Annotated in this window: 28 protein-coding genes and 1 pseudogene; 3 read left to right on the forward strand and 26 right to left on the reverse strand. The window is 51.3% G+C overall.

The window, feature by feature from the left end:
- Nucleotides 1–39 precede the first annotated feature (39 nt).
- A complete protein-coding gene (locus tag ACOTZB_RS04235) occupies nt 40–1,524 on the reverse strand; it encodes a sensor domain-containing diguanylate cyclase (RefSeq protein ID WP_374693098.1) in 1,485 nt (494 codons plus the stop codon).
- A 113-nt stretch (nt 1,525–1,637) separates the two neighbouring features.
- Nucleotides 1,638–3,134 (reverse strand): EAL domain-containing protein, encoded by a 1,497-nt coding sequence (locus tag ACOTZB_RS04240; protein WP_421626548.1) that lies wholly within the window; start codon nt 3,132–3,134, stop codon nt 1,638–1,640.
- 259 nt (nt 3,135–3,393) lie between these two features.
- Between ACOTZB_RS04240 and ACOTZB_RS04245 the strand changes: the two genes are divergently transcribed.
- Nucleotides 3,394–4,893 (forward strand): EAL domain-containing protein, encoded by a 1,500-nt coding sequence (locus ACOTZB_RS04245; RefSeq protein ID WP_421626549.1) that lies wholly within the window; start codon nt 3,394–3,396, stop codon nt 4,891–4,893.
- Between the two features lie 290 nt (nt 4,894–5,183).
- Here the strand turns inward: ACOTZB_RS04245 and ACOTZB_RS04250 are convergent, their stop codons facing one another.
- The 3 genes and pseudogenes from ACOTZB_RS04250 to ACOTZB_RS04260 form a co-directional block, all read right to left on the reverse strand.
- A complete protein-coding gene (locus tag ACOTZB_RS04250; protein WP_421626550.1) occupies nt 5,184–5,429 on the reverse strand; it encodes a DUF2543 family protein in 246 nt (81 codons plus the stop codon).
- 74 nt (nt 5,430–5,503) lie between these two features.
- A complete protein-coding gene (locus ACOTZB_RS04255; protein ID WP_214575556.1) occupies nt 5,504–5,851 on the reverse strand; it encodes a DUF1304 domain-containing protein in 348 nt (115 codons plus the stop codon).
- Nucleotides 5,852–5,928: 77 nt separating this feature from the next.
- A pseudogene (locus ACOTZB_RS04260) lies at nt 5,929–6,099 on the reverse strand (NADP-dependent isocitrate dehydrogenase); the annotation flags it as partial.
- 379 nt (nt 6,100–6,478) lie between these two features.
- Between ACOTZB_RS04260 and ACOTZB_RS04265 the strand changes: the two are divergent.
- Nucleotides 6,479–6,919, forward strand: coding sequence for a hypothetical protein (locus ACOTZB_RS04265; protein WP_421626551.1), 441 nt, complete (start codon nt 6,479–6,481; stop codon nt 6,917–6,919).
- Nucleotides 6,920–7,090: 171 nt separating this feature from the next.
- On the opposite strand, the gene ACOTZB_RS04270 is transcribed toward ACOTZB_RS04265, so the two are convergent.
- Nucleotides 7,091–7,447: a hypothetical protein gene (locus ACOTZB_RS04270; RefSeq protein WP_048979566.1), complete on the reverse strand. Its 357-nt coding sequence runs from the start codon at nt 7,445–7,447 to the stop codon at nt 7,091–7,093.
- 79 nt (nt 7,448–7,526) lie between these two features.
- Nucleotides 7,527–8,084, reverse strand: coding sequence for a recombinase family protein (locus tag ACOTZB_RS04275; protein ID WP_421626552.1), 558 nt, complete (start codon nt 8,082–8,084; stop codon nt 7,527–7,529).
- A 271-nt stretch (nt 8,085–8,355) separates the two neighbouring features.
- Here ACOTZB_RS04275 and ACOTZB_RS04280 point away from each other — a divergent pair, with 271 nt between their 5' ends.
- Entirely contained in the window at nt 8,356–8,901 is a 546-nt protein-coding gene (locus ACOTZB_RS04280) for a tail fiber domain-containing protein (protein ID WP_240609101.1), read from the forward strand.
- On the opposite strand, the gene ACOTZB_RS04285 is transcribed toward ACOTZB_RS04280, so the two are convergent.
- From ACOTZB_RS04285 to ACOTZB_RS04375, 19 genes are all read right to left on the reverse strand, one after another.
- Nucleotides 8,898–10,091 carry a tail fiber domain-containing protein gene (locus tag ACOTZB_RS04285; protein WP_421626553.1) on the reverse strand — a complete coding sequence of 398 codons (1,194 nt, stop codon included), beginning with the start codon at nt 10,089–10,091 and terminating at the stop codon, nt 8,898–8,900. The genes ACOTZB_RS04280 and ACOTZB_RS04285 overlap by 4 nt on opposite strands.
- 57 nt (nt 10,092–10,148) lie before the next feature.
- Entirely contained in the window at nt 10,149–10,388 is a 240-nt protein-coding gene (gene cor / locus ACOTZB_RS04290; protein WP_072052383.1) for a phage exclusion lipoprotein Cor, read from the reverse strand.
- Nucleotides 10,389–10,496: 108 nt separating this feature from the next.
- Nucleotides 10,497–11,174: a hypothetical protein gene (locus ACOTZB_RS04295; RefSeq protein WP_211994798.1), complete on the reverse strand. Its 678-nt coding sequence runs from the start codon at nt 11,172–11,174 to the stop codon at nt 10,497–10,499.
- Complete coding sequence (locus tag ACOTZB_RS04300; RefSeq protein WP_149323862.1) at nt 11,174–11,476, reverse strand: hypothetical protein; 303 nt, start codon at nt 11,474–11,476, stop codon at nt 11,174–11,176. The genes ACOTZB_RS04295 and ACOTZB_RS04300 overlap by 1 nt, the downstream gene beginning before the upstream one ends.
- Complete coding sequence (locus ACOTZB_RS04305; RefSeq protein WP_421626554.1) at nt 11,476–14,661, reverse strand: host specificity protein J; 3,186 nt, start codon at nt 14,659–14,661, stop codon at nt 11,476–11,478. Before ACOTZB_RS04305 ends, ACOTZB_RS04300 begins: the two co-directional genes overlap by 1 nt.
- Nucleotides 14,662–14,714: 53 nt before the next feature.
- The gene (locus ACOTZB_RS04310; RefSeq protein WP_110973573.1) at nt 14,715–15,314 is read right to left on the reverse strand and encodes a tail assembly protein; all 600 of its coding nucleotides are present in this window, start codon (nt 15,312–15,314) and stop codon (nt 14,715–14,717) included.
- Complete coding sequence (locus ACOTZB_RS04315) at nt 15,299–16,033, reverse strand: C40 family peptidase (RefSeq protein ID WP_110973574.1); 735 nt, start codon at nt 16,031–16,033, stop codon at nt 15,299–15,301. The genes ACOTZB_RS04310 and ACOTZB_RS04315 overlap by 16 nt, the downstream gene beginning before the upstream one ends.
- Before the next feature lies 1 nt (nt 16,034).
- Nucleotides 16,035–16,790: a phage minor tail protein L gene (locus ACOTZB_RS04320; RefSeq protein WP_115874775.1), complete on the reverse strand. Its 756-nt coding sequence runs from the start codon at nt 16,788–16,790 to the stop codon at nt 16,035–16,037.
- Nucleotides 16,787–17,134, reverse strand: coding sequence for a phage tail protein (locus tag ACOTZB_RS04325; protein ID WP_110973596.1), 348 nt, complete (start codon nt 17,132–17,134; stop codon nt 16,787–16,789). Before ACOTZB_RS04325 ends, ACOTZB_RS04320 begins: the two co-directional genes overlap by 4 nt.
- Nucleotides 17,135–17,137: 3 nt before the next feature.
- A complete protein-coding gene (locus tag ACOTZB_RS04330; RefSeq protein ID WP_421626555.1) occupies nt 17,138–20,281 on the reverse strand; it encodes a phage tail tape measure protein in 3,144 nt (1,047 codons plus the stop codon).
- Nucleotides 20,265–20,537 (reverse strand): phage tail assembly protein T, encoded by a 273-nt coding sequence (locus tag ACOTZB_RS04335; protein WP_240184546.1) that lies wholly within the window; start codon nt 20,535–20,537, stop codon nt 20,265–20,267. The genes ACOTZB_RS04330 and ACOTZB_RS04335 overlap by 17 nt, the downstream gene beginning before the upstream one ends.
- Nucleotides 20,538–20,587: 50 nt before the next feature.
- A complete protein-coding gene (gpG, locus tag ACOTZB_RS04340; protein ID WP_213821670.1) occupies nt 20,588–21,019 on the reverse strand; it encodes a phage tail assembly chaperone G in 432 nt (143 codons plus the stop codon).
- A gap of 10 nt (nt 21,020–21,029) precedes the next feature.
- Nucleotides 21,030–21,773 carry a phage tail protein gene (locus ACOTZB_RS04345; RefSeq protein WP_193055722.1) on the reverse strand — a complete coding sequence of 248 codons (744 nt, stop codon included), beginning with the start codon at nt 21,771–21,773 and terminating at the stop codon, nt 21,030–21,032.
- Nucleotides 21,774–21,780: 7 nt separating this feature from the next.
- Nucleotides 21,781–22,179, reverse strand: a complete 399-nt coding sequence (locus tag ACOTZB_RS04350; protein ID WP_252092757.1) for a phage minor tail U family protein — start codon at nt 22,177–22,179, stop codon at nt 21,781–21,783.
- Nucleotides 22,176–22,754, reverse strand: coding sequence for a phage tail protein (locus ACOTZB_RS04355; RefSeq protein WP_421626614.1), 579 nt, complete (start codon nt 22,752–22,754; stop codon nt 22,176–22,178). The genes ACOTZB_RS04350 and ACOTZB_RS04355 overlap by 4 nt, the downstream gene beginning before the upstream one ends.
- A 15-nt stretch (nt 22,755–22,769) precedes the next feature.
- Nucleotides 22,770–23,123, reverse strand: coding sequence for a head-tail joining protein (locus tag ACOTZB_RS04360; RefSeq protein ID WP_023292732.1), 354 nt, complete (start codon nt 23,121–23,123; stop codon nt 22,770–22,772).
- Nucleotides 23,124–23,134: 11 nt separating this feature from the next.
- On the reverse strand, nt 23,135–23,548 hold the full coding sequence (gene gpFI, locus ACOTZB_RS04365) for a DNA-packaging protein FI (RefSeq protein WP_213821664.1): 414 nt from the start codon (nt 23,546–23,548) through the stop codon (nt 23,135–23,137).
- Nucleotides 23,549–23,593: 45 nt separating this feature from the next.
- Nucleotides 23,594–24,619: a major capsid protein gene (locus ACOTZB_RS04370; protein WP_023292734.1), complete on the reverse strand. Its 1,026-nt coding sequence runs from the start codon at nt 24,617–24,619 to the stop codon at nt 23,594–23,596.
- 55 nt (nt 24,620–24,674) lie between these two features.
- On the reverse strand, nt 24,675–25,007 hold the full coding sequence (locus ACOTZB_RS04375) for a head decoration protein (RefSeq protein WP_213821662.1): 333 nt from the start codon (nt 25,005–25,007) through the stop codon (nt 24,675–24,677).
- Nucleotides 25,008–25,011: the final 4 nt, after the last annotated feature.

Below are 25,011 nucleotides of genomic sequence, written 5' to 3' on the forward strand. Positions count from 1 at the left end.
AGTATTTCTTGCCCACTCCTGAGTGGGCTTTTTTTTAGTTCATACCCCAACAAACGCGTACCGGTTACGTCCTGCGCGCTTTGCCTGATAGAGCGCCTGGTCGGCGGCAATAATAATATTCTGCTGGCTGCCCGCGATGTCGACCGCACGCGCGGTGGAAATCCCAACGCTTACCGTCACCCGCCCGAAGGGGCTAAAAGCATGCGAGATTTGCAGGGAAAACACGTTGCGAATAATCGTCTGCGCCAGTCGAAGCGCCTCCTGGATATCCGTATCAGGTAATATCAGCGCAAATTCCTCTCCGCCGTAGCGCGCCACAATCTGATTATCACGGGTAAGGCTCTCCCTGAGGCTGTTTGCCAGCAGAGCCAGACACCGGTCCCCTTCCGGATGCCCGTAGTTATCGTTGTATTTTTTGAAGTAGTCCACATCCACAATCAATATCGAAATTGCCGCATCATGCGCGGCACAAAGCGCGATTTCCGAGAGGATTTTTTCATCAAAAATGCGACGGTTGTAAAGCCCGGTTAGCGCATCCTCAGAGGCGATAATCTTCAGCGCCTTATTATCTCTGGTTTTTCTGGATAAGTCGGAATAGAGGAAGTATGACGCGACGATGAGTATCGCAGTGAAAACGAAAATGAGTAGCGCCAGTTGAATGGCCTGCTTGCGCCACGGTGCGAGGGCTTCATCAATGCTGACGGCCACGGTGGTGACCAGCCCGTAGCGTCGGTTTTTCTCATAGGCATAAATGCGTTCGATTTTATCAAACCGCGAAATGGAACTGGCTATCCCGGTATTTTGTACCTTGAGGTATTTCCTGAAGAGCGGTGAATCAGAAACAATCGTGCCGATATAGGTATTTTTAAAAGGATAACGGACCAGCAGCACGCCTGACTCGGTTGTTAAGCCAATGACCCCCGCATGACCAATATTAATCTGCCCGTAGAGCGCGAGAAAATTCTCGATGCCCAGCGTCACCACCACGACACCATTAAATGCCCCGGTGTGGGTTTCAAGGCGCCGACTAATGGTGATGACCCATTTACCATTGGTTCTGCTGACTACGGGCTCGCCAATAAAAATCTGCTGATTTTTATTTTCCTTGTGGTAGATAAAAAACTCTCTGTCAGAGCCTTTGCGTGGCCCCGTAAAACTTTCCTGCAGCGCGGTGAAGATATCGCCCTGCGCATTGTAAACAACCACGTTATTAATCTGGGTAAGAAGATTATCCTGATTATTTATCATTCGCTGAATATGGTTCGCCTGTTGCGGCGTCATGCCATAAATTTCGATTATGTCGGAAACGGTAGTAATTAACATTTCACTTTGGCGCATGATCCCCTCGGTGTAGACATCAAGGGTATGGCTCAGGTTGGCGACGCTGGTATTAATTTGCTGGATTGACTGCTGTCTGGACGTGGCAATTTGGACGGCAAGCGACAGCGAGATGATCAATGAGACAATGATGACGGTAATGGTTGTTGTGTAAAAAGTATTTTTCACATGCACGAGCTTTTCCACCTTATCACGCCTGACATCCCTGGCTGACAACTCGTGTCACTGTAACAAAGCTCAGGATAAGAGGAAAATGAATTGCACTTAAGCGTACAACAGAAGCTCGTCTTAATTTCGTTTTACAGACTGACCGTCTCCCGGGGCTTAGATAAAATGATTTTAATAAAATCGATACAGGAGACGGGCTTACCAAAATAATACCCCTGCAACAAAGTAATCTCATTACGGTTGAGATACTCCAGCTGCGCTTTCGTTTCTACGCCTTCAGCCATAATGCGCAATGAGAGTTTTTTCGCCAGGTCAATGACGCAGTCCAGCAGGATCGTTGAGTCCTTTTCATCTGAAACCCGGTTCACAAAGCTTTTATCAATTTTAATATAATCTATGGCCAGCGCATTAAGGCATGACAGACCGGAATAACCCGTACCAAAATCATCCAGGGCAATAACAAAACCCGCTTTATGCAGCATGTTGAGGTTTTCCACGAGGTGAGGATTATCGATCAGCGGTTCACGCTCGGTCACCTCGAGAACCAGTTTGACCTCTTTACCCTGAAACCCGTTCCCGAAGACGCGACAGTCCCCGATAAAGGAAGGTGCATTGATGTGTCTGCCGCTGATGTTCACTCCGATATGAAACCCGTCCGGTAGCTTAGGCAACAGTGGTTTAAGCTGGGTCACCACTTTCGCCATCAACCCTTTGGTCAGCGGTATAATCAACCCACTACGTTCGGCGATCGGAATAAAGACATCCGGCGGGATAAAGCCTGACTTTGGATGCTTCCATCTTGCCAGGACCTCAACGCCGTATAACCCGCCGGTATCGCCGTTCACGATCGGCTGGTAATAAGGCTCGATCTCCCCCTGCAAAATCGCTTTACGCAAATCGTCTTCAAATGAGGTGCTTTTCCCCTTGTAGCGGCGGATCAAAATGCCCACCGCCATCGAAAGCGCGAGAATAAGCAGTATCAGGCTCCATCCCTGTTGCAAAAGCCGCGTCAGGCTGAAAAAGGCAGGAGGTTGCCAGGCCAGGCTAAAGGGGAACAGCGAAGATGTCGTAAGTGACCCCGCCCACGAGCCCGCTTTCCAGCCGGTCACATCACCGTTGCGCGTAAACATCCTGTCGCCGACAACCAACCCGAGCTCAACGCTGTTTGATGCGTTCGCGATGACGTCCTGCAAATGCGTATCACTGACGCTGACGATGACGCGCCCTCCCGCGATGGGCATCTGGAAGACAAGCACCGGGATGCCGTTCACCAGTCGATTACCGGGTAGCAGCATTAATTCTTGTTCAGGTAACGTCTCCGGATGCACAATCAAAACGCCTTTCCCGGGAAGGGAAGTACAGATGATTTTTCCCTGCTGCTGGATCATGATGGCGCGCAGATGCGGTTTGAGCGCGGCTTCCGTCCCCAGCGCCAGCTGTCCGCTGCTGCTACACCCCTGCTCCGCAACGTGCTTCGCCGTGCTGGCCGCACTGACGGCTTCCGAAAGAATGCTCTCTATTTTCTGGGTGCTTACCGTGGCGGTATGAACATTATTCATTTTCGCCATCTGCCATAACTGCCAGTTAATAATCAGAATGCCGATCAGAAAAAGAAACAGAGCACTCATAATAGGGATCATCACGTTGCGCACGATGTTTTCCTTAATAGAAAAAACAAGCATAGATGTTCTTGCAGAAGAGCCTGTGCTAACCCGGTATTGCTTATAACAATGAAAATAGCTTAGCTGAGAATTGTCTTAAAAAACTGATGCTTTCGTATGAGTTCACCTGCCGGCATTTACTCACAAGACGTGACTATCAGGCTTGTTCCCTGCCCTGGCTGTGTTAAGATTTGTGCAATCAGGGAGCGGACTGGATATCTGGAAAATGAAAAAGCTCATTGCCGTTGCTATCGTTTCAACGCTTCTGGTCTTCCTGTCTCTTTATGTGGTCAATGCTGTAATCATCGGTCAGCAGAAGAGCAAACAGCTTGAAATATCCCGTACCCTTTTACATTATTCAGAAGACGTGTCCCAAAGCGTGGCACTGGGTCTCAAAAGCATCACGACGCAGGGATGCGATAAATCAAGCCTCGATCGCTACAGACAAATTAAGCTTAATAATCTTTATTTCGCCGATATTGGTTTTATTGAGAAGGGAAAAATTGTCTGTACCGCTTTTTGGGGGAAACTCGCGACGCCCGTTGCACTTCCTGCAGAACTACATAAAACGCCGAGGGGCTTTCTCCTGGCTCAGTTTTCGAGAAAAGACTTTTTTACGGGCAATGCGGCAATTTATAACAATATTATTATCTTCACCTCACGCTATGCTTACGATAAATTCACCCCGGTTACCGCAAGCTATTCGCTCAGTGCTACCACCAAAGACTTCGGCAGAGTCTTTTTTTCGGCCGCCACGGAGCTAAATCAGCAGAGCTGGCTGCATTCGACATTGTTTACTCTGACGCTGACACAGTGTAGCGCCTTTTGGGACCTGTGCGTCATCGTGAAGCATCACGACGCCGGGCTGGCCTCGTTACCACCGTTTATCTTTGCGCTTCTCGCTGCCATTCTCTGTTTTATCTGGATCGCGATAACGTTATTTATCTTCCGTATCTATGAAGACCGTTTTTCTCTGGAACGTACGCTGATAAAAGCCGTCATCACGAATACCATCAGCGTTAACTATCAGCCCATTATCCGCATTCACGATCAAAAAATCGTGGGTGTAGAAGTTCTGTCGAGATGGCGCGATCAAAAGCACGGGGACGTCTCTCCGGAGCTGTTTATCCCATTAATTAAGAAGATCGGTCTGTATAAAAAATATTACAGTAATATTATCGAAAAATCCCTTTCCGAAATTGCCCCTCTGGCGATAAAACACCAGCTGATAGTCTCAATAAACGTTGGGCACAAGGAAATTGAAGATGGACAGTTCATTACCATTTTGCGTCGTGCGTGTTTTGCCAATCACCTTCCCCTTTCGCTGATGAAGGTCGAACTCTCTGAGAAAGCCGTTTCCACGGCAGATATCCTCGAGGGATTCTGTCAGGAGTTGAAATCGCTCGACGTTAAAATATCAATAGATGATTTTGGCGTACAAAATTCGAACCTTGCCCGCCTGTCGCTGCTTGAATATGATGAAATTAAAATTGATAAGTCGCTGGTGGACGGCATCAGCGAGCATTATAAGCAAAACATCTTTGCAATCTTCTGCGATGCCCTTGCAAAATTAAATAAAACGCTTGTTTTCGAGGGCGTGGAAAATGAAATTCAATATCGCTTTATTGCAGATAGATATCCCGATGCGCTGATTCAGGGATGGTATTTTTCAAAAGCACTCACCCGGAGCGAGCTGGCGAAGCGACTCACCGGGGTCGCACCGTAACCCGAAGCCCGGCGTATCCGTTTTTTTCGCTCCGACGTTTCCATTTTTTTACGCAAAAACATATAGTCGTCACAATCAGACGGTAGATTACCCTGAAGCACACTCATATTTTGGTTAAAAACGTGAAATTATCCTTACTATTCCCAGTAGTACTCTTTTGTCTAACCGTTATTTTCGCGTTGTTTATCGACGCCCCCGCTTCGCATATTCTGCGGAAAAAATGTATGTGGTCCGATAGCGTGATGCTGAGCTGTATCGCAAAGCATCAGCATAACGGCTTTTGAAGCAGACTATTCATTTCCCCACTGATTGAGGAAATTCGCAACATCATCAATGCGACCCGTACGGATCCCGGCCTCAGTGGCCATCTCCTGCTGGGCTTCCTCGCTAATTTCCTCATTATTCGATAAACGGGTGAGCAGCAGCTGGAAATAATGTGCCAGCGCGTCACGCTCTGACTCAGCGACCTGCTCTGCGGCTTCCGTCGCGTACTCATCGGCAATGTCATAATATTTCAGTGGGATATCGTTGTTCATAACTGTCTCGTCGCTAATCTTTACGGGTAAAGCCATCAGTATATCGGACGCCTTATCTCAACCAAAGCATTGCTTCAGAGGAGTAACGCAAGCAGCGCTGCGAGAGCGGGCGCGGCCTGTACATACAAAATTTTTCGGCTGGCGGTGGCTGCGCCAAAGAGCCCGGCGATCAGCACGCAGGTCAGGAAGAAGATGGCCACCTGAATACCCTTTTCACCGAGCCAGAGGCTCCAGAGCAGACCAGCCGCCAGAAAACCGTTATACAGTCCCTGATTCGCGGCCAGCACGCGGGTGTCGCGCGCAAAGTCGGGACGCAGATTGAAGGCCTTGTGCCCTGTTTTGGTATTCCACAGAAACATTTCCAGCACAAGAATGTAGACATGGATGAGTGCAACGACAGCGATAAGGACGGTGGCTAACATCGTATTGTCTCCCGCAGGCAGAGGCAAAAAAAACGGGAACCCTCAGGCCCCCGCTCTTGTTTAACCCAGAATCTGGATTACATATTCGCGATAATCGCGTCGCCAAACTCTGAGCATTTCAGCAGCTTAGCGCCTTCCATCAGACGTTCGAAATCGTAAGTTACGGTTTTCGCGTTGATCGCGCCTTCCATACCTTTAACGATCAGGTCTGCGGCTTCGAACCATTCCATATGGCGCAGCAGTATTTCATGAATTCAATCATGATGCATTGATTTTTAAGTAAAAACATCAGAAATAATGCTCTCGTCACACATTTTTAGCCGCAGGCTAACCAGTTGATTGTATTTAATTATTTTTGGGTTTTGATAACCATTTTTCAGTTGAAGAAATTATCTTCCTCTTTAGTACGCTAAATCAAAGGTGTTTTTAAATCACTCATGTTATCCATAATAATCAAATGCATACATTAATTTTTCGCCACTAAACCGTAATTTTCACATAAAATTAATCAATGACTTACGGTTATCGAAAGGTCACAATGGCGAAGGTTTTAGCGAAGATACCATTCATTTTACGTAGAAGATGATCTATAAATACTTAATATTTATTCATATCGAGTGATAAGTTATGGGTTTGTTCCATAAAGATTTTTTTGATAAGGCTTTTGATGACGAATTTGCTTTCCTCGGAAAATCCAGCGGCCAGCTTTTGACCGAAAGTACAAACGGAGAGCTTCTTGTCGATGGAACAGAGACTTACAACTTAGCTCAAACACATAAAAATGATTTGCACACGATGATGCGTTGCTGCGAATCCGAGCTAAAAAAAATGGATTTAGTTGGCTTAATGACTGCCCCATTTTACTTTGAGAGAGTAGCAATTTTAGCCAGGAAGGACAAAAACTATTCTTTTGAAATAGAAATTATTGAGAAATACATTAGCTCGATTAGAAAGTTCTATAATGAAAATGGGCTTCAATTGGGTGAAGGGGTGATGGCTGGCACGAGATATAAAGCCATCGAAGGAAGGTTATCTAAAGCTCATGAACTACTACTGAAAAATCCATAGTTATCCGTCATGGGGGGCGGAGGTTCAAACCCTCTCGTGCCGACCAAAAAAACATTGAAAACCAGCCTCTTACGGCTGGTTTTTTCATGTTTAAAATTTATACGGGGAATCATTAGGGAAAAATGGGGGAATAACCCCCGACAACGATAAAATCGTATAGGCCCATAATAATTATACGCCCTTTGACTTCCAAGTATTTATCTCAAATAAGACAGCACAATCCCCTTCATCATTCCAAACCGCCGAATTTAACCCCCAATAGAAGGTGAATTTTTTCCCACCTTTTTCTCTAACTGGTATCAGATTTTTACCTGACCGAGTATTAATAATTATTTCATCACCTTTTTTCGCATCATAAGAAGGCAACCAATAAGAATGCCTCAGTTTTGAAGAAATATTACCGTTATTCGTGTAGGTAGTATCTTGCAACATGTAATATTGTAATTTGCAGTCTTCATTCACATCTAAAACAACGTATTCCTCTTTCGCATCCCCATGATTATGGATACTTCTTATGCTTACTTTCATTTTAACACCTCGCTTTTTAATCAATCTTAGAGAGGTATTAGCCCTGAAACAACAAGGTTTTATGTGACAGTTGTCACGACTAAGTAGTTTGATCAGCTGGAAACTTCTTATAAAGAGTGCATACCGCTACATCATAAATAATTGCCACCTGCTTCCGATCCTCTCCATTTGCGATCAATCTGCCAGCCTGAGCCCATTGCTCTTCGGTCAACTTTGGGCGTCGCCCACCTATTCGCCCTTTTTCTCTTGCCGCAGCCAATCCCGCCCGGGTTCGTTCCACAATCAACTCTCTTTCCATTTCAGCAAGTGCTGACATGATGTGAAATATAAAACGCCCCATTGGGCTGGATGTATCAATGCTGTCAGTGAGGCTCTTAAAGTGGATACCACGCTGACGGAGTTCATCCACCAGCAGTACCAAATTACGCATGCTACGACCAAGACGATCTAGCTTCCAGACCACAAGCGTATCGCCCTCATTCAGCGTTCTCAGAAGCTTTTTAAGCGCCGGCCGGTTCGCCACAGTACCGCTCATTTTTTCTTCGAAAATGTGTTCACATCCTGAGCGTTCGAGTGCCTGTCGCTGAAGATCCGTGCTTTGGTCATTTGTTGACACCCTTACGTAGCCAATTTGCATATTTTTCACCCAGTTATTTCTGCAAAAAAATCAGGTGAAGTTATCGGCCAGGCCGCTCGAGAGCAATCTATAAAACGTCGGTTTAGGAAACAGCGCAATCAGGGACGTCGGCGCAGCGGCGGGAACGGTCGCAGCCGGCGATGATTCGCGCTTAAATACTGTCGATCAGAAAGCGGGAGGGAAAATTACGAGCCCAATTACAGTCCAGCCAGGGATTAACGGTAACCCCGGTTTTTCCGTCAATTCTGGGGATAATGGTGGCGGTGGATTGATGAATAATGGCATCAGCCTGGTCGTGGCCAGTGGCTATAACCCAAATACAGGTAATTACGTCAACCTCATCAAAGGTACCTGGTATACAGGAGAATGGTCTTTCGGGGGAGCCCGTGGTGGCGGGGCTAATTTTGATAATGTCACACTAAACCTGAAAGGGTCTAATCAGGAAGGGATGGTCACCTGGGTTTTCCATTCCAATGGCGCTGCCACAGGCAATTGGGTAACGGCATCTGATGAGCGTATCAAAGAAAATGTAACGGTAATCGCTGATCCACTTATGAAAATGCAGCAGCTTCGAGGCGTTGAATGGGACCGCCTCGACACTCCTGCGCATGGGTATGGCTTCATAGCTCAGGAAGTTGAGAAGGCTTTTCCTGACGCTGTGAAATCTTATGGGAAAACAACCTTACGAAATGGAACAGAGATTGAGGATGTAAAATCTGTTGATACGTTTGGTGTTGCCGCGGCTCTTCACCATGAGGCGATCCTTGCTTTAATGGTGAAAGTTGAAAACCTTGAGCGTCAACTAGGAATATCTTAACGCGACCTGCCTTCGATTTTGTCGTTAAGTTCTTTAATGGCCTGGAGGCAAAGGGCGATAACACCTGCATATTCCACCGTATAGCTGCGCTTACTGTCATCTCTTTTTCTTGTCAGTTGCTGGGTGAATGTCACCTCACCAGCCTCATTAAATTCTTCAACTGACTCATACTGATCATGATCTTCAAATACTGACCCGACAGCCTCCGGCAGAACTTTGATGAGTTCCTGGGCAATAACCCCAGCAGATGGAAGACCGCTATCCTTCCAGTTGAATGTCACTCCACTTAAGCTCATTACTTTGTCGAGTGCGTTCTCGATGGCTTTGACATCGTCTTTTTTATCCGCATCTGAAGTCTGTGTCAGTGATGCGCAGGTGATATTTCCAGGGGTAATAAATCTATCTCCCCGCATTGCGAAATATTTTTCTGTGCCGGATTTGGCTGCCTGGGTTGTGACAAATACCAGATCACCATAATTTTCGCAGAAGGAGTAGGACATACTATCCAGAGAGCCCGGATACTTGAACGCAAACACTCCGAAACTGCTGGACTGAGTAATGACATTTATTGAACCAGTGGCATTTAAAGCAGATGAAATCGTGCCTCCTGATTTTCCGTTCACCGTACCCAGCCGTGAATCATCCCCGGCAGCCACCGTTCCCGCTGCTGTTCCAACGCCCCTCGTAGCGCTGTCTCCCAAACCGAGGTTTGTGCGAGCGCCTGATTCGGTTGTCGAACCGGTACCGCCCTGGTTAACAGGTACGGCCCCGCCGCTCTTCGTTGCCATATTGTCAGACAGATATTTCCATGAAGGGCCGTTGAAGGTAGTGCCGTCTGGCAGCTTCACTGTGATGTTTCCAGCGGCGCTGTAAACCTGCTGCCAGTTCTGTTTGTCGTAATTCAGTCCACGCAGCGCTTCAGCACTTTGCGCCACCAGCGCGGCAGTTACCATGTTCAGCGCCACGCGGGGGACGGCTGACCATGCAGCGCCGGATTGCGTTGGCCCGGTGAAGTTACTGACAAGCGTGAGCTGCGTGTCACTGTCGACTGTTTTCACTGGCAGCGTATACGGAACCCCGCCCACAGTAGAAACAATGAAGTCACCTGCGGCGAGTTCGGTTGCGAATGAGGTTCCGGAACCGCCAACAACAGCGGACCCGTTTGTCAGGGTGATGGTACCTGCCGACATAAAGGACTCCTGAATTCAGATAATAAAAAAACCCGTCGGAGCGGGTTTTCGTGTTGTTCATTTTAAACAGGTTGACCTGGTGAAGTTGTTTTTACTTATCCACCGCCAGCTGAAAGGATATCCAGCTTTGTATTCAACCTGGTTTGCTACTTGTCGCACACCATATATCTGTACGGTTTGTTCCTGCCCACCTAAAAGGGTTACAGCCTCACACACAGGAAGCTGCTTCTCAAAGATGTTTGCTGAGCAAGCAGAAAGAAGACAGACAATTAGCAAACTACCGAGTATTTTTTTCATTTTTTATCCCTGAGGTAATTCGTACTTTGAAACTTAACCTGACGGGAAAATTAATGAAAATAGATTGAGCAGATCAATATCGATTAATTGATCGTTTTAAACGATCAATTAATCGAATGCAGTCGTGTTGATTGCCGTCAAAGCTATTCCAGTCGTAGTCCCGCCCGCAGCAGAACCGGTAGCTGTGGTCGAGGGTGCGGCATTAATTCTGGTTGATGAACCATTAAACCGACATCCTGAGTAGGCAGTGATATTCACAATAGTGGGTGGTTTAGTGTTATTGTTCTGGATGATCTGGGAGCCAAGAATAGCGGGTGCCACCGCATAACTACCAGGCAGAGTGACGTCAATATTAATTCCACCTGTCGTAGCTCCTGGCGTCCCAACAGTCACAAGGTCACTCAATATCCGACTCTCGTTTGTCAGAACCAGCTTCCCGGTGGCATCCCAGATAGCAAATCCCCATTTGGGCAATGTCTGAGGATAAATAGCAAAGATGTAAGCCGTTAAGGTATGTGACTGTCCATAGGCATTGCTTGATCCAACAAGAATATTTCCTCCTGATCTGGCTGCAGTAACCATAGTAGGCTGAGCAGTATCACTCGTTTTGCAAAAAACCATTGCCGGATAAGAAACATCCAGAGCTATTGTTGCAGATGCACCGTGATATGCCCCGCTTGCTACTGAGTCAACCACTACCTTCCTGTAGAGACAAAATGGTGTGGACTGTGGCGTAATAAAGGGATTTCCATTATCCAGAGCTATCAGTGCGCCATAATCTGCCATTATGCCTTCTCCACAAAAACTACGAGCTCACATTCAGAGGCTGGATAGTTTCCAATCCCAACGCTGTTTGCCGCGCCAAGAGTTATCGTATTTCCGCTGGCGACGATACGGCGCCCCACCGAGACCGCTCCCCTATCCAGAGAAACGACAAACCCGACCTTCATTCCTGCCGGAATTGTAAACGACCAGCTTCCGGAGTTTTGCCCCTCAGAAAGTTGAATACGTCCGACCACAGATACTGGCTTAATACCGTAATTATTCGGGTTACCATTGGCATCCCATGTCTGAATGCCCCACGTCATTAAAATACCCCTGTAAGTTTACCAATCTGTACGCGGAGGACGCCGTTCGCATCCCTGATGCTGTCAGTAACGTTCGTGGTCTTTCTTGCGCCCTGCCCGTCACTGCCGTAGTTTTCCCAGGAACCCCCTTTGTCCAGTTTCCATCCGGCCTGTCCTGGGACGTAATTGTTGGACTGGATAAAGTTGCCGATTTTGGCATTGGTGATAGTCCCATCCTGAATAAAACCTGAACTGATAAAGACCTGGCCATTAACCACCGCGAACGGTGAATATTGCGTATTACTACTGCCACTCATCAGCACGAACTGATTAGCGTTAAAACCAACACGGGTAACTACCGGCTTCCCGGCCTCAGCAAGCACGGCAATCGACATCCCGGCGTTGTACATCATCCCGTTTATCCTCACGCCTGTTTTGAGGGTGTAGATTGCAGAAGCACCGGAGGCATCGACGACGGCTGTAAGTTTGTCTTCCAGTGAAGCAGTGACGTCCTCTATCCGCGCCTGTACCTGCGTTGATAGTTCGGCCATTGCCTTATCCACCTCTGCAATAGTCGTTTTCACAACCAGGATATCGGCACGTACCTCTCCGTATTGCGCCCATTGATGTTCAAAGGTTCCATGATTGGCCAGCGCGTTCTGCATTGCAGCTTCAAGATTGGTATCAATATCGCTGGTCAGGCGGTCACCGTCGGCCGAGGTAAGGAAATCGTCTGCAATATCACCCAGATAATCATCGGCGTTATCGTTAGACATCCCCCTGATCCAGTCGGTATACCCGGACTCGTTACCCGTTCTGTCAACCAGCTGCGCGCGGTACCAGAATTCCTGCCCTGCTTTAAGGCCGAGCTGGGTGTATTCCGCAGATGGATAAGGCACATCTGAGAGCAAGAGTGGATTTGAAAAGTCACTGTTGGCCGTGTACTGGATTTCTGTTTTGAGGGTATCGCCGGTGTTTGCCGGAAAACCCCAGTTCAGACGGATCCCCCAGTTAATGCCCGTGGCCGTGAATCCTACTGGCTTAGGCGGATTACCTACTTTGCCGGTCAGGATCTTCTCCTCTGAATATCCCCATCCTGAGGAAATTTCAGCGGCATTAATTGCGCGCACGCGCACCAGGTAGCGACCGGAATAAATCCCCGGGACGTCAAATGACGTGGTGGAGCTGCGCGGCATGTTCACCCAGTTTCCATCATTGCGGCGCCACTGCCCCTCATAGGCGATAGCATTCTGCGCCTGGTCCCAGCTGACGCGCATCGTTTCGACGCTGATATTCTGCTGAACCACAGAAAACGAGCTGATCACGATGTTAGCTGGCGGTGACTGATTACCAGGAGGTATTACACTTATTGGCCGCTGGTCGATAATTGCGCCAGTATCGATACGGGCATATTTATCCGGATCGTGCCATGCAGCGGTGATCGAGAAGGTGCCATTATCGTTATCGCTTACGCTGACAACGCGGTACTGCTGAGCGTAAAGCTCGTCAGATTCCACCACCCAAACAGCTTCGGCCTGTGGCGTCTCACTGTATGCCGTGGTGACTGTGACTGATTCACCGTTCACGGCCTGAATGGTCCTGCTCTGCGACGCTCCGGAAGGTAGGTTGAGAATAAGGCGATCACCTGCTGCCGCATCTGCCACGCGGTCAAGTTTGATAACGCGACCGTTAACGGCGCTGATGCGGCCGCCCATAACCTTTCCGGAAAGCAGTTCGTCTGCCACGGCGATGATGTAGCCCGGCTGTGGTATGTTTCCATCCAGGCCGACATCGAACGAAACAACACGGTCTTTATTGTTGGTGAGGATGCCCCAGCGGCCTTTTCGGTTTGCTTCTGATTGCCGGGTGCATCCGATAGCCGTGATCTCCAGTTGATTAAAGCCGTAACGTGCCACCAGCGCCTGCTCAAATACGGGCTCCATCGCGTCAGCGTAGGCGTTATCCGGATCGGACCAGGATACCAGCGCTGTGGTGTATCGGGTTTTCGTGGTGCTGCTCGAATAGCTGAAGCGACCGTCAATAACGTTCGCGCGCGTATAGCTGTAATCAACATCACGTGGCATGTCAGCCAGGGCAACGATCTGATCCCCGCCCCAGTAAGTCATGCCGCGGAAGATAGCGGCAAAATCACGCAACACAGTGTAAGCGTCGTTACGGTCCTGAATATAGACGTTGCAGGTATAACGTGGTTCGGTACCGCTTCCGCCTTTCCCGTCCGGTACCTGCTGATCGCAATACTGAGCGACCTGATACAACGTCCATTTATCGATGTTAGCCGCAGTAAGTCGGTTACCAAGGCCGAAACGGTCGGTAACCACCAGATCGTAAAAAATCCACGCCGGGTTATCCGTCCATGCCCATTTAAACGCCCCGGTCCAAGTACCGCTGTAGGTTCGGGTTTCAATGTCATAATTATCAGGAACGCGGATGACACGACCGCGAGGCTCACAGGAGATCTGCGGGATTGAGCCGTTAAACTGGCTGGAGTCGAATTCAATGTACAGCAGCGCGGTGTTCGGATAGCGCAACTTGGCGTCGATCACCTCAGTGAAGCTCTGCAGTGTCATCGTGTCGCCAGTCTTCGCGCTGTTAGCATCGGCTGTAATTTTACGCAGTCTGATGGTCCAGGTACTGCCAGCCTGAGGTAAATCAATTCGGTGGCTACGCTCGTAACCAGAGGTTGTTTTCCCGGTCACGCTGGTATTGAGTACCGTCTGCCATGTTCCGCCGTCAGTCTGCAGGGCAATCGCATAGTTGATCGAATAGCCGACCAAATCCCCGTCATCTTCCTGTTTAAACAGAGACGGCCATTTCAGACGCAGGCGCACTGCCGATAGCTGGGTGTTAGTGAAAGTACGTGTCCATGCGGTAACACTGGAAACTTCAGTACCCACGCTGATTTCGTTTTCGGTACCGGGAATGCCCTGAATGTAATTTTGCGCCTGCGTTCCCGCGCGAAACTCCCACGCCACACCGCTGAAGTTCTGTGAACCATCTGCGTTCTCAAGTGCGGTGCCATCGAGATAAATATCACGCGCAGTGAGGCCACCAGCAAACTCCCCCTCTCCCAGCGCGAGAAGGATTTTCGCCTTGGCTACTGACTGCAGATCATCTGGCTGTTCGGTAGGAGTTCGGGAACTGGAGCTGCCGCCCTTGCGGCCCTTTAACACTTTTTCAGTAGCCATATTGCGCCCATAAAAAAAGCCACCCGAAGGTGGCCAGAAAAAAGGTATGTTATCTACTGCTGATCTTCGACATAAATTCCGGCAGAAATAATCGCTCCGCCGATTCGCCTGCGACCGTAGAGAAGTGGTACCGGGTAACCCTGAGCCGCGGTGTTTGTTACGCCACCGAAAGCGTATGAAGCGCGGTTATCTGCACTCTGTTTGCTGGCCAGCCCGGTTGGCTGAGGAGAAAGCATTTGCACAACCCCGCCGACCATCATCGCTGCACCAAATTGTGCGACACCATACCCGGCTGCAGATAACGTACCTGCAGAAAAATAGCCAACAGCCACTCCGACAACGACCAGCACTGCGCCAAGGATTGTTTGTAATAACCCAGCTTTTTTACTACCAATGATTACCGGAACGATGCGGATAACGTCACCGGTAACCGGAAAGCCAAGATCATCCTCACCAATGTTTCTTTTACCCTTAAATACAGAGTATGTAAGCCCGCGACGCTGGCTGGAAATCATAAACTCCTCAAATCCGGGAATGGTCTTCGCGAGTGCGACACCGGCCTCGCTCACACGGGAAATCAGGCGATGGTGAACTTTACCGAAGGTTTTACCGAGCACGCCACCTAGCTCGATACGACTCATGACTTCCTGCATACTTCAACGCCCCTCAAATCTTTATAGCGAACGACTTTCATTGTCCGTTCCTGCCAGTAACCGCCGTACGGCACACGCTGGCTCAGATGTCCGTAAAGGTGGTGCAGCAGCATGTTGCCCTCAAGCAGGATCCCCGCGTGATTCCACTTATCGGCCTGGACCTGCATGATCACCATATCGCCTTGCCTCGGCGGTCCGTCGAACTCTCTGAAACCGCACTCGTACCAGCAATCCTGATAGAAGTTGTCCGGATAATTGTTTTCCCACCAGGGATAATCGACGCGGTAATCATGGAGCTCTATACCGTGGTTTTGGCGGAAATAGCTCATGACCAGACCCCAGCAGTCAAAGTGACCAAGCACAAATGGACGTTCCAGCAGCGGCAGTTCTCCGCGCGGCTGGATGGTACGTAAATCCCCCTCCGGCCAGCTCACGATGTGCCAGGGTAAAAGTGATGCATCGCATTGCGCTTTATCCAGTTCGCTTGGTTGCGTCGTGGCATCAGGGTGGCTGTGAGCGATGGCGATCACAGTTCCCCAGTCTTCAGCTGCTGCGTAGTCTTCCGGACAAAGGACAAAATTGTCCTCTGGCACCGCTGCAAGATTACGGCACGGGAAATAACGTTCAACGCGGCTTTTCTGAACCACGACGCCACAGCACTCACGAGGATATTCAGCTGCAGCATGCGCCATAATGGCATCAATGGTTTTCTGACGCATATCAGCTCCTGATCAAAGACGTGCCCGGGAAGCCACCAAACGAGAGTTCATTATTTTCGCCGAACCGAAGTTTGCAGGCCGTCAGAGTGCCGCTGCATTCATCCAGGGACGGATCGCTGACCGGGTTATTGTTTTTGTCGAAATAGTTGGTCCCGGCATAGTCGCAGCCGTCGCCGGTGCGATACTTGTTCCGGATGCACCAGGTACAGAGCGAATGCAGCTGACGCGTCGGAATCATCAGTCCCTGCAGGTCCATCGGACTTGAAAGTGTGAATTCCACGGCCTCGTTTGTCTCTGCGCTTTTGGCATCAATGTAAAATACTTTCACCTTTTCCTGCGTAGGGTCTGCCGTGGGGTTCCCGCCTGGAAAATTTCGGGCATCAAGGTAGCTGGCCAACGTATCATGGATCGTGACCTTCGCCTGCAGCAGATCATCATAGGCAAGACAGAGCGCAGTTATAGAGCTGTCGAGGTTAGCAACCGATAATTTAGGCTGCGCGCTGCTCCCACTGGTGGAAACCTCAATCCCCTCAATCTGGCAGGGCCACGCTTTATATTCCTGCCCCTGCCACCAGATGGATTTCGCAGGCAGTTTACTTTCATCCCCACCAGCAGCATCAATCTCTTCTGGTGTATGCGCGATATTATGCGCATGGAAGAAAAGCACATCTGACATTCCGAAGGCCGTACCATCGACAGAAAAAAGCCGGACTTCATTGCCCGGCTCGAGTTTTTGATAATCAGCATTAAGGCTCATGGTGTAAATGCCTGTTCAAACGTTGCGGTTACGGTTTCCACTTTTTTATTCAGGGTGACTCGCTGAAGGCTGTCAGCCTCAACACGCCAGAGGGCTAAATCACCACCAGGTGGAGTGAATGTGAAAGACTTGGTTTTATGCCTCCGCAGAAATGAATGAATCTCTCTGGCTATTACCGGATCGCCAGTAAAAGAAAAGGCATAATTTAGAACCTCATCGTTCAGGCCAGAACCACATACCTGCTTGTACCCATCACCGAACTGCGCCGTTCTGACTGTATCTTTGCTGCTCAGAGTGGGCTGGCTTGCTGCCTGAATCTTCCATGCAAAATGCTCTATAGCCATCATTTACCTCTGTTTAGTGGCATTCCAGATGATTCCCCCAGGCCTTGTTTCGCGCGCGATGCCTTCGCGGACCGAACGATCAACAACTTTCTGATAAGCCTGAGCAAGTGCACCATCGCCACTCTGTTGCTGCTTCGTATCGTTAGACTGCGCTGTAGTCACTGAAACGGGTGCGTAAACGTTAATCCCACCGATACCAGAAGCTGCTGCGCTCCCCCCGCCGACCAGACCACCGGAGGCATACCCTCGCATCAGCCGATAAAGATTGGCCACACCGATGCGGCTGGTTGACTCTTTGGTGAAGACGAACTCCCCGCGGTGAACGATACCGGCTGGCTCGTACTTGCCGCCGTGCCCGGTAAAGCCGCCTGCGTCAAAGCCCGTAGGGCGGAAAGACGGTACCGAAAATGACTGACCTGCAGATGCTGTATTGGTACCGCCACGCACCCAGCCCATTGCGCTCTGGATGGTGTAGGCCACCAGCAACTGGTTGATAACGGAGACAATCATTTTAAGGATCGAGCTGGTGAAGTCCCTGAAGCTCGCCTTCCCGGTTGTCGTCAGGCTGGTAAGCTGACCCGCCATCCCGCTGAACGTTGCCTGCGAAATCTGCTGTACCGAGCTGAAAACGTTTGTCGCAGAATCCTGATATTCGGCCCAGCCCTGTTTAGCCCCGGCCAGCCAGTTTGCGCGCAGGGCATCTTCAGCCTCGAACGTCGCCCTTTGCTCTTCCAGAACCTTTTGCTGCGCCTGAGGGGTGTACGAATAGCTTTCGCTGAGACGCTGCAGCGTAGTTTGTCGCCCGGCTTCCCGGGTGGATACCCCCTCAGATTGAGCCTGCAGGCCCGCCCTGGCGGCTTTTTGCTGCTGCTCAAACTTCACGGCCTGATCGGCCAGCTGGTTGAGCTTTTGCTGGCTGGCAACCTTATCACCCAGGTCGGCCAGCTGCCGCTTGTACTCGAGCGTTTCTTCCTTGTGCGCCAGCAGGGATTTTTCCTGCGCCGTAAGCTGACGACGCCCCGCGGCCTCCTGCAGAACGGTGAACTGATTTTCAGTCTGCCAGAGATCCTGACGCTGTTTACTTATGACGTCGTTCACGCTGGTATGCTGCTCAAGCGTTTTAAGCTGGGCCTGAAGGGTGAGAAGTTCGGCCTGCGCCTTTTCCTCTGCTTTGTCCCCGGCGGGCGTTGAGTAGCTTTTGCCTTTCGGCGTTTTTGGATCCTTCCACTGCTTTTCAATCCCGGCGCGGGCCGCGGCAATGTCCTTTTCAGTCCACAGCGTGGCGACACCGTCTTTCGCATCCTGGCGGTTTTTCTCAATAAGCTGACTGAGCTTTTTCTCTGCTGAAGCCCGCTTTTCTGCCGCCGTCGCGCCGGACTCCACCAGCTGGTTAAACTGCTGCTGGCTGCGGATTGCCTGAGCCTGCTGGTCCGTTCGCATTTTTTCCTGCGCGGCTGCCAGCCCTTCCTGGGCGTATTGCTGATCGGCAAGATCGTAAGCCTGCTTTTTCAGCTCCACCTGCTGGCGCGCGTTTCTCAGCCTTTCCGCATCCGCTTTCTGCAGAACGTTGTTACCGGCATAATTCGGGTCGACCTTAAGATTGCTGGACAGCGCGCGGTACTCTTTCTCTGCTGCCTGCCATTCAGCAAAAGAGTCTTGGCGCTTCATTGCGGAGTCAGTATTACGCCCTATGCCAAGCATCGCATCCCATGCGCCGGAGGCGGCATTCTTCACCCAGTTCCAGGCTTTTTCGAGGGAGCCAAGATTATCCTCGACCGCCCCGGCGCGCTGAATGACCGCGTCGGAATATGCCCGCATGGCCAGCCCGGAAGCTTTCTGCGAATCCCCCAGCGCCTGAGCAGAAGCTATCTGTTCATACTGGGTGGCCGTCAGAAAGTGAAGGGAATCGTTGAGCGTAGCGACCGCGTTAACCGGATCATCCTTCAGGCGTTTAAACTGATTTATGGTTTCGTCAACGGCCTGCCCGGTAGCCTGCTGCAGCCTGGCGGCAACATTGCTGACCATGCTGACGTCATTCCCGCTGAACGCGCCGCTTCCAACGACCTGCGCCAGCACGCCTGCAGCGGCATGCTGCGTGATGCCATTACCGGCCAGCGAGCGCGCCAGCGCCTGAAGCTGCCCTGACGTTTTCCCCGCGTAGTTCCCGGTCAGGATCAGCTGCCTGTTAAATTCCTCAGACTCTTTGCTGCCGTCATACCAGGCCTTACCCAGCCCAAATACCGCCGCGGCAATCCCACCAACCAAGCCGGCGATCCCCAGGCCGCGCAGCGACAGCAGCTGGTCTATCCATCCTGCCCGGTTCGCCAGCGTGATCCCGGAGCCGCGCAGCGCACCGAAGTTACCGCGCATGACCTCGCCGATAAGTACCCCCAGCTCCTGCCGGGCAGCAGCACTTTGCAGCCCCAGACCGTGCGTGGCCACTTTGGCAGCTTCAAGCTTGCGGATATAGACCTCAGCCGCATCGCTGGCACCGACCTGCGCCGCCTTCATGCGCAGCAGCTCGGTACCGGAGAGCTTTTGCTCGGCAACCTGTTGCTTCAGCTGGCTGAGGAATCGCGTGCGCGCTGCGGCCGATTTTTCCTCCACGATCTGCAGTTCTTTTTGCCGGGCCGTGGTGCGGGAAATAAGGGCGAGATAATCCTGCTGGGTTATGTTTCCCTGTGCCCTGGCTGCGCGAAAGCGCGCCTGCACGTTCGCAAGCGACTGTGTTTCACCATTGAGCTGGCGAACGCCGTCAATCTGGCGGAAAAATGATGCCGCCAGTTCATCCTGTCGGCGGGCAAGCGCTGCAGCCTGCCCGTCATTCTCACGCATGCGTTGGTTAAGTTCGGTCACGCGGCGATGAGTTTCATCAACGGATCTAGAAACGTTCTGCCAGTCTTTTGTCAGCCCTTCCGTTGCGGCTGACTGACGGGCTTTCATGTCTGCGGCGGCCGCCGCGCCAGCGTCGCCCACACTCTTTAGTGCAGCGCTCTGACGGTTCGCAGCACGCTGCATTCGCGCCTGAACTTTATCAGACTCATCCGCCATTCCTGTCAGTTGCCCTTTGATTCGGGCGACCTGCTCACTGAAGGTTGCGCGGTCAACATCCAGCTTAATAACCAGATCGCTAATCTGCTGGGCCATATCGGATACCTCCTGTGATCCCCTCAGCGGCGGTCATCAGCGCGTCATCATCCGGCTCGTCATCGCTGATGACGACATCCGAAGGAGAAAGCAGGCTGAAATGTGCGGGGGTAAGTTCCGGGTCGCGGAAGAAAAGAGTGGAGATGGAATAAAGCAGCTCTGAGAAATGCGCATCGAGCTGCGCGTCCTGAAAATAATGCTCCCGGTAGAACTGGTGCCAGTCGCCCAGCTCACTGGAAGTCATTCCAGCCAGCATGGCGCGCCAGTCGGGTCGCCCGAACTCACGCGCCAGATTCAGGACAAACTTCAGCTCGCTGGCAAGGGCTTTTCCGCCGTAACGGGTTCTGCGCTTTCGGCCTCCGCGGAGGCATCCGGATCGGTAACGTTGTCATCATCAACCGGAACGAGCATGCCGGAGAGCAGCTTTATTTCCATTTCTGCTTTACCGATCGCTTCCGGCGGCCAGCCGCTAAGCACCTGCTGATAAAGCGTTTCCACATCCGTGCCAGCCGGATCGTTATGCCACAAAGACATCGCGATCAAACGCGCACCGCAGCGAATATTTGAGCCAATCAGCCTGGCCGTCATTTCCTGATCGCTGATGCCGTCGCTGTCAGCGCTGACGGCCTTTTCCTCTGCGGCCATAAACGTGATGTACTCAATACGCTGCAGCGCCGACAGCTCGAAGATGGTCAGGGATTCTGTTTGCCAGGTGAACTTCTCTTTTTTCAGAAACATGCGTCCTTCCTTACGCTGCAGTTACGGTGACTTTGCAGACCGCAACGAAATTACCGTCACTGGTCATAACAATAATGTCAGCGGTGCCCGCCGCCACGCCGGTGACGGTGATCGCGTTGCCGCTAACGGTGACCGTTGCTTTTGCCCCGTCGGAGGTTGCCACGCGGAACGAGGTATCTGAGGCACTGGCAGGGTTAACCGTCACATTGAGCGTTGTGGTTGCGCCGACGGCCACGCTTGCCGTGGCTTTATCGAGCGTAACGCCGGTCACGGGGATATTCGGGGTCCCGCTTTCTTCTGCGAGTTCCGGCTTGCCGGTATTGGTGATTTTCGCTGTACGGGTAATGACCTCTTTCGCCGGAATGGCTTTACCCAGGCTGCTGCACCAGCCGCGGAAAACGTCGACGGTACCGTTCGGGTATTTGATTTTGTAATAGCGTACTGAGCCATCAATAAACCATGCGACCAGGTCTTTTTGCCCTTCTTCACCCGGCTTCCAGGCGAGGGTGAACGAGGTATCGCCAGCAGATTTTGCCCCCTGGGCCGTCGCGTTCCAGTCGGCATCCTCGTCGTCGAGGTAAGTGTCGTCATACGATTCGGCGGTCATTTCGCCCGGCGTAAGTTCTTTGATTTTCGCAAGGCGATTCCAGTCGATATCAGAGAGTGGGTTAGCGAAAGCGTTGCCCGTTCCGGTGTAAAGCCAGAGGGTGGTACCGGCGCCTTTTACAGGAGCAAGTGGATTTGGTGTTGGCATGTTTTCCTCACATTTCGTAAGTGATTGAATATTTCATATCGGCGGAAGTCCACAGCCCCATCGCATCATCGCGCTGGTAATCGAAGCCTTGTGGAACCATGAGCATTAACAGTGAATCGAGACCGGGAACATCAGCGAGGGCCGGATAGATATGGCTTTCCATCCATTCATCCAGTTCGGAATCTGGTACCTGCGAGGACAGGAAGACCTCGATATGTAACGTTGCCGCCCACATATCGGCATCAAGTTCTTCGCCGGTATACTCCGCATCGGTCAGATAGACCGCGACGGCAGGAAAATCCTCCTCCTCAATGACAGCCGGGCGCCCGTCAAAAAACATGACGTCGATCCCGATGGCCTCTTCAAGCACATCAATAATTTTCTGGCGAATGAGAGTGTGTTTCATCGTGTCAGATGCAACCTCAGTTGTTGCCTGAGGGCATAGCCAAGTTGTTTTGGCATTTCCTCTTCAAGCATGCGTTTCTTCTCTGCTTCGAAAGCAGTAGTGAGGGACGCGGACAATGGGATTTTGACCACGTCGATGGGATAACGACTTTTTCCTGCAATGCGCTTCATGACGTGCCAGCGACCGTTCGCCAGACGCTGGATAAAGGCGTCGCGAAAAACATAACGGCCAATTCTCAGCACGCTAATTTTTCGAACCAGCGGGCCTTTTCGGTTCGTCGCCCTGACCTGCGCGGCACCGAGTTTGATGGCGGGAAGGTTGCCCCGGTTAACCTTAATTCGGGCCGCTGAGTGCCCTGACGCCGAGGCTTTGTTGATTCTCACCCTTTGTCTGACCAGCTTTACAGGTATCCCCGAAACGCGGTTATCACCGGCTACCGTTTCTTTCGCCACCCTTCGGACGGCAACCGAGACGCCATTAGCAGCAACCCGGTTCACAGCCCATGCGCTGGCATTGGGAACCATATTTCTGTCCAGGCTATCCAGGTTAGCAATCGCCTGCTCAAGACCTTTTATCGACATGAATGCTCCTTAACGACGCCGCGATCCGCCGGGAGGTGATCCACTACCCAACCATACATGGCAGGAACCGCAATCATCCGGGCCCACGCGATCAACCCAAAATTCACGCCCGTTTACCTTCAGCGTGTCCAGACGTTCCAGCCCGCTTACATCCGATGAGTTCACAAAAAACGTCGGCCTGGTTCCGTCAATTCTGATCCCCGCTTCTGCGAAACCGATGTTCTCTGGATCGTCAAAGACCCCGCGGAGCGTGACGCCGGATAAAGATCCAGAGGTTATCCTTGCCTCTGCGCCCATCACTCCACGTATAGTGGTATCCGCGCGCGCCATCGCTTCATCAAAAAGATTATCGAAATCAGCCATTAGGCCCCCTGTCAGACTTCCCGGGCCAGCCCCTGAGAAATCAGTTCGGTAGCCTCCGCGTCGGTCACGCGAATAACGACACCAGGCTCAACAATAGAGAGGGACTCGTTGCGTGTGGCGTGAAGTGCATCAATGTGCAAGGTCACCAGTGTCTCAACCGCCACCAGCTCACCGGGCTCATTTGACGCAGGATTCTCGGTAATAGATCCAGAGGTGTTCTCTGGGCCGGGCTGGCCCGAGGTGCTGATAGGAGTAGTGCTGGCAACGGACACCTCAGCGCCTTCTTCTCCGTCTTCGTCGAGTTCCTCTTCGAGCTCAGAAATACGTAACGTAAGCTCCTGGATGGTGCCTGTGACGTTGACCTCACGATCAAGCTTTACGCCCAGCTCTTTCAGTCGGGCGATAAGGGTTTCTTTTTCTGTCATGGGAAATACTCCAGAAATGTGGCCCAACAGGGCCACTGGGGAAAGTTATGCCAGCTTGACTGAAACGAACGCGTCCGGATCTGGCAGCAGCATCAGCGGAGCTGACTGAATCATGGTGAACTCGCGAGCCGGGTCGCCCGTTTGCACCCAGTTTTTCGGATAGCGCGTTGAAGCATTAATGCCTTCGCGCTGTGCATCTGCATCCAGAATGCAGCCATAGGTACGCAGACCGCGCGCCTGGGTATTTCCCAGCACCATTGTCAGATCCGGCAGGTAGTTCTTTTTGACGTCATCCTCGATGTACTGACCGGAGTACACAACGATGGCCACGTCGCCATACATCCCCTTATATGAGACGGCCATTCCCAGGTCTTTCACGGCGGTTTCCAGCTCAGAGCTTGAACCGCGACGCGTATCCAGCTTTTCCTTCACCGCGTCAAAGGAGCGGAACAGTGCCCAGCCCTTTGGATCGAAGACGATAATGTTGACCACACCGCTGGCGTTAAGCGCGTACGCTTCAATATCATCAGTCGGGTCGTACGTTTTTTTGTCGCGAGAAGACCAGGCAGCTGCACCCGCCTGGGTGATGTTGTTACCGGCACTGCGTCCCATATCAACTTCAACCGGCTCAAACGCTTCCCCGGTCATGGTGTATTTACCACTGAGGACTGCAGCAACGGCCTGCTTTTCTTCTACCTGCGCAATTGCAAGCTCTTCATCTTTCATGTTCTGAAGAATGATGCGTCGGCGGCGATAGGCAGGGTCGGCCAGATTCTGTGGATCTTCATCAGGCAGGCGGCGGAGGGTCATCAGCGGATTAACTTCGTGTTTTGGCTTCACATATCCCGGCGTAAATTCCGACGTGCTGCCACCACGGGAACGAATCACTTTCCCGGAGACAATCGGCGATACGTACAGCGCCATATTGACCATGCCCGGAATTTGCGACAGGTAGACTTTTTCTGTACTGAAGGGATAAGTTTCGCGAAAGAAGATACGCAGGAAGAGCGGATCGAACTTGAATTTCTTCTCATTGACCGCCAGAAGCTGGGCTGTTGTGTAAACTGACATAGATTTTTCCCGTAAAAAAAGCCGCATAAGCGGCTTTTATGAAAGTTGAGGGTGATTAAACGATGCTGATCGCAGTACCGGAGAACGCGTTACGCTTGATATTTTCGTCGGTAACGGCAGATGGCCAGAGCACATCTTCGATGCGGAAAGAACCGGATTTATAGAATGCCAGTTCAGCACTGCTCTGGTCAGCGGTAACCGCCAGAATGCCGGTTGCTGCACCTGCATGCTCGCCGTCCCAGACGGTTAGCTTGCCGGACGTAGCATCGAGCATGAGCGGGGTCATTGCCGGGGTGGATGCTGTCAGTTCGCCCGGTGCATACGCGGTGTGTGCCGGATCGCTGTTACCGAGCGGCTGGTGATGAGTAAATACTTCGGTGATTGCCATGTTA

Source organism: Enterobacter cloacae complex sp. SHL020 (genome assembly GCF_049236945.1).
GTDB lineage: Bacteria > Pseudomonadota > Gammaproteobacteria > Enterobacterales > Enterobacteriaceae > Enterobacter > Enterobacter dykesii.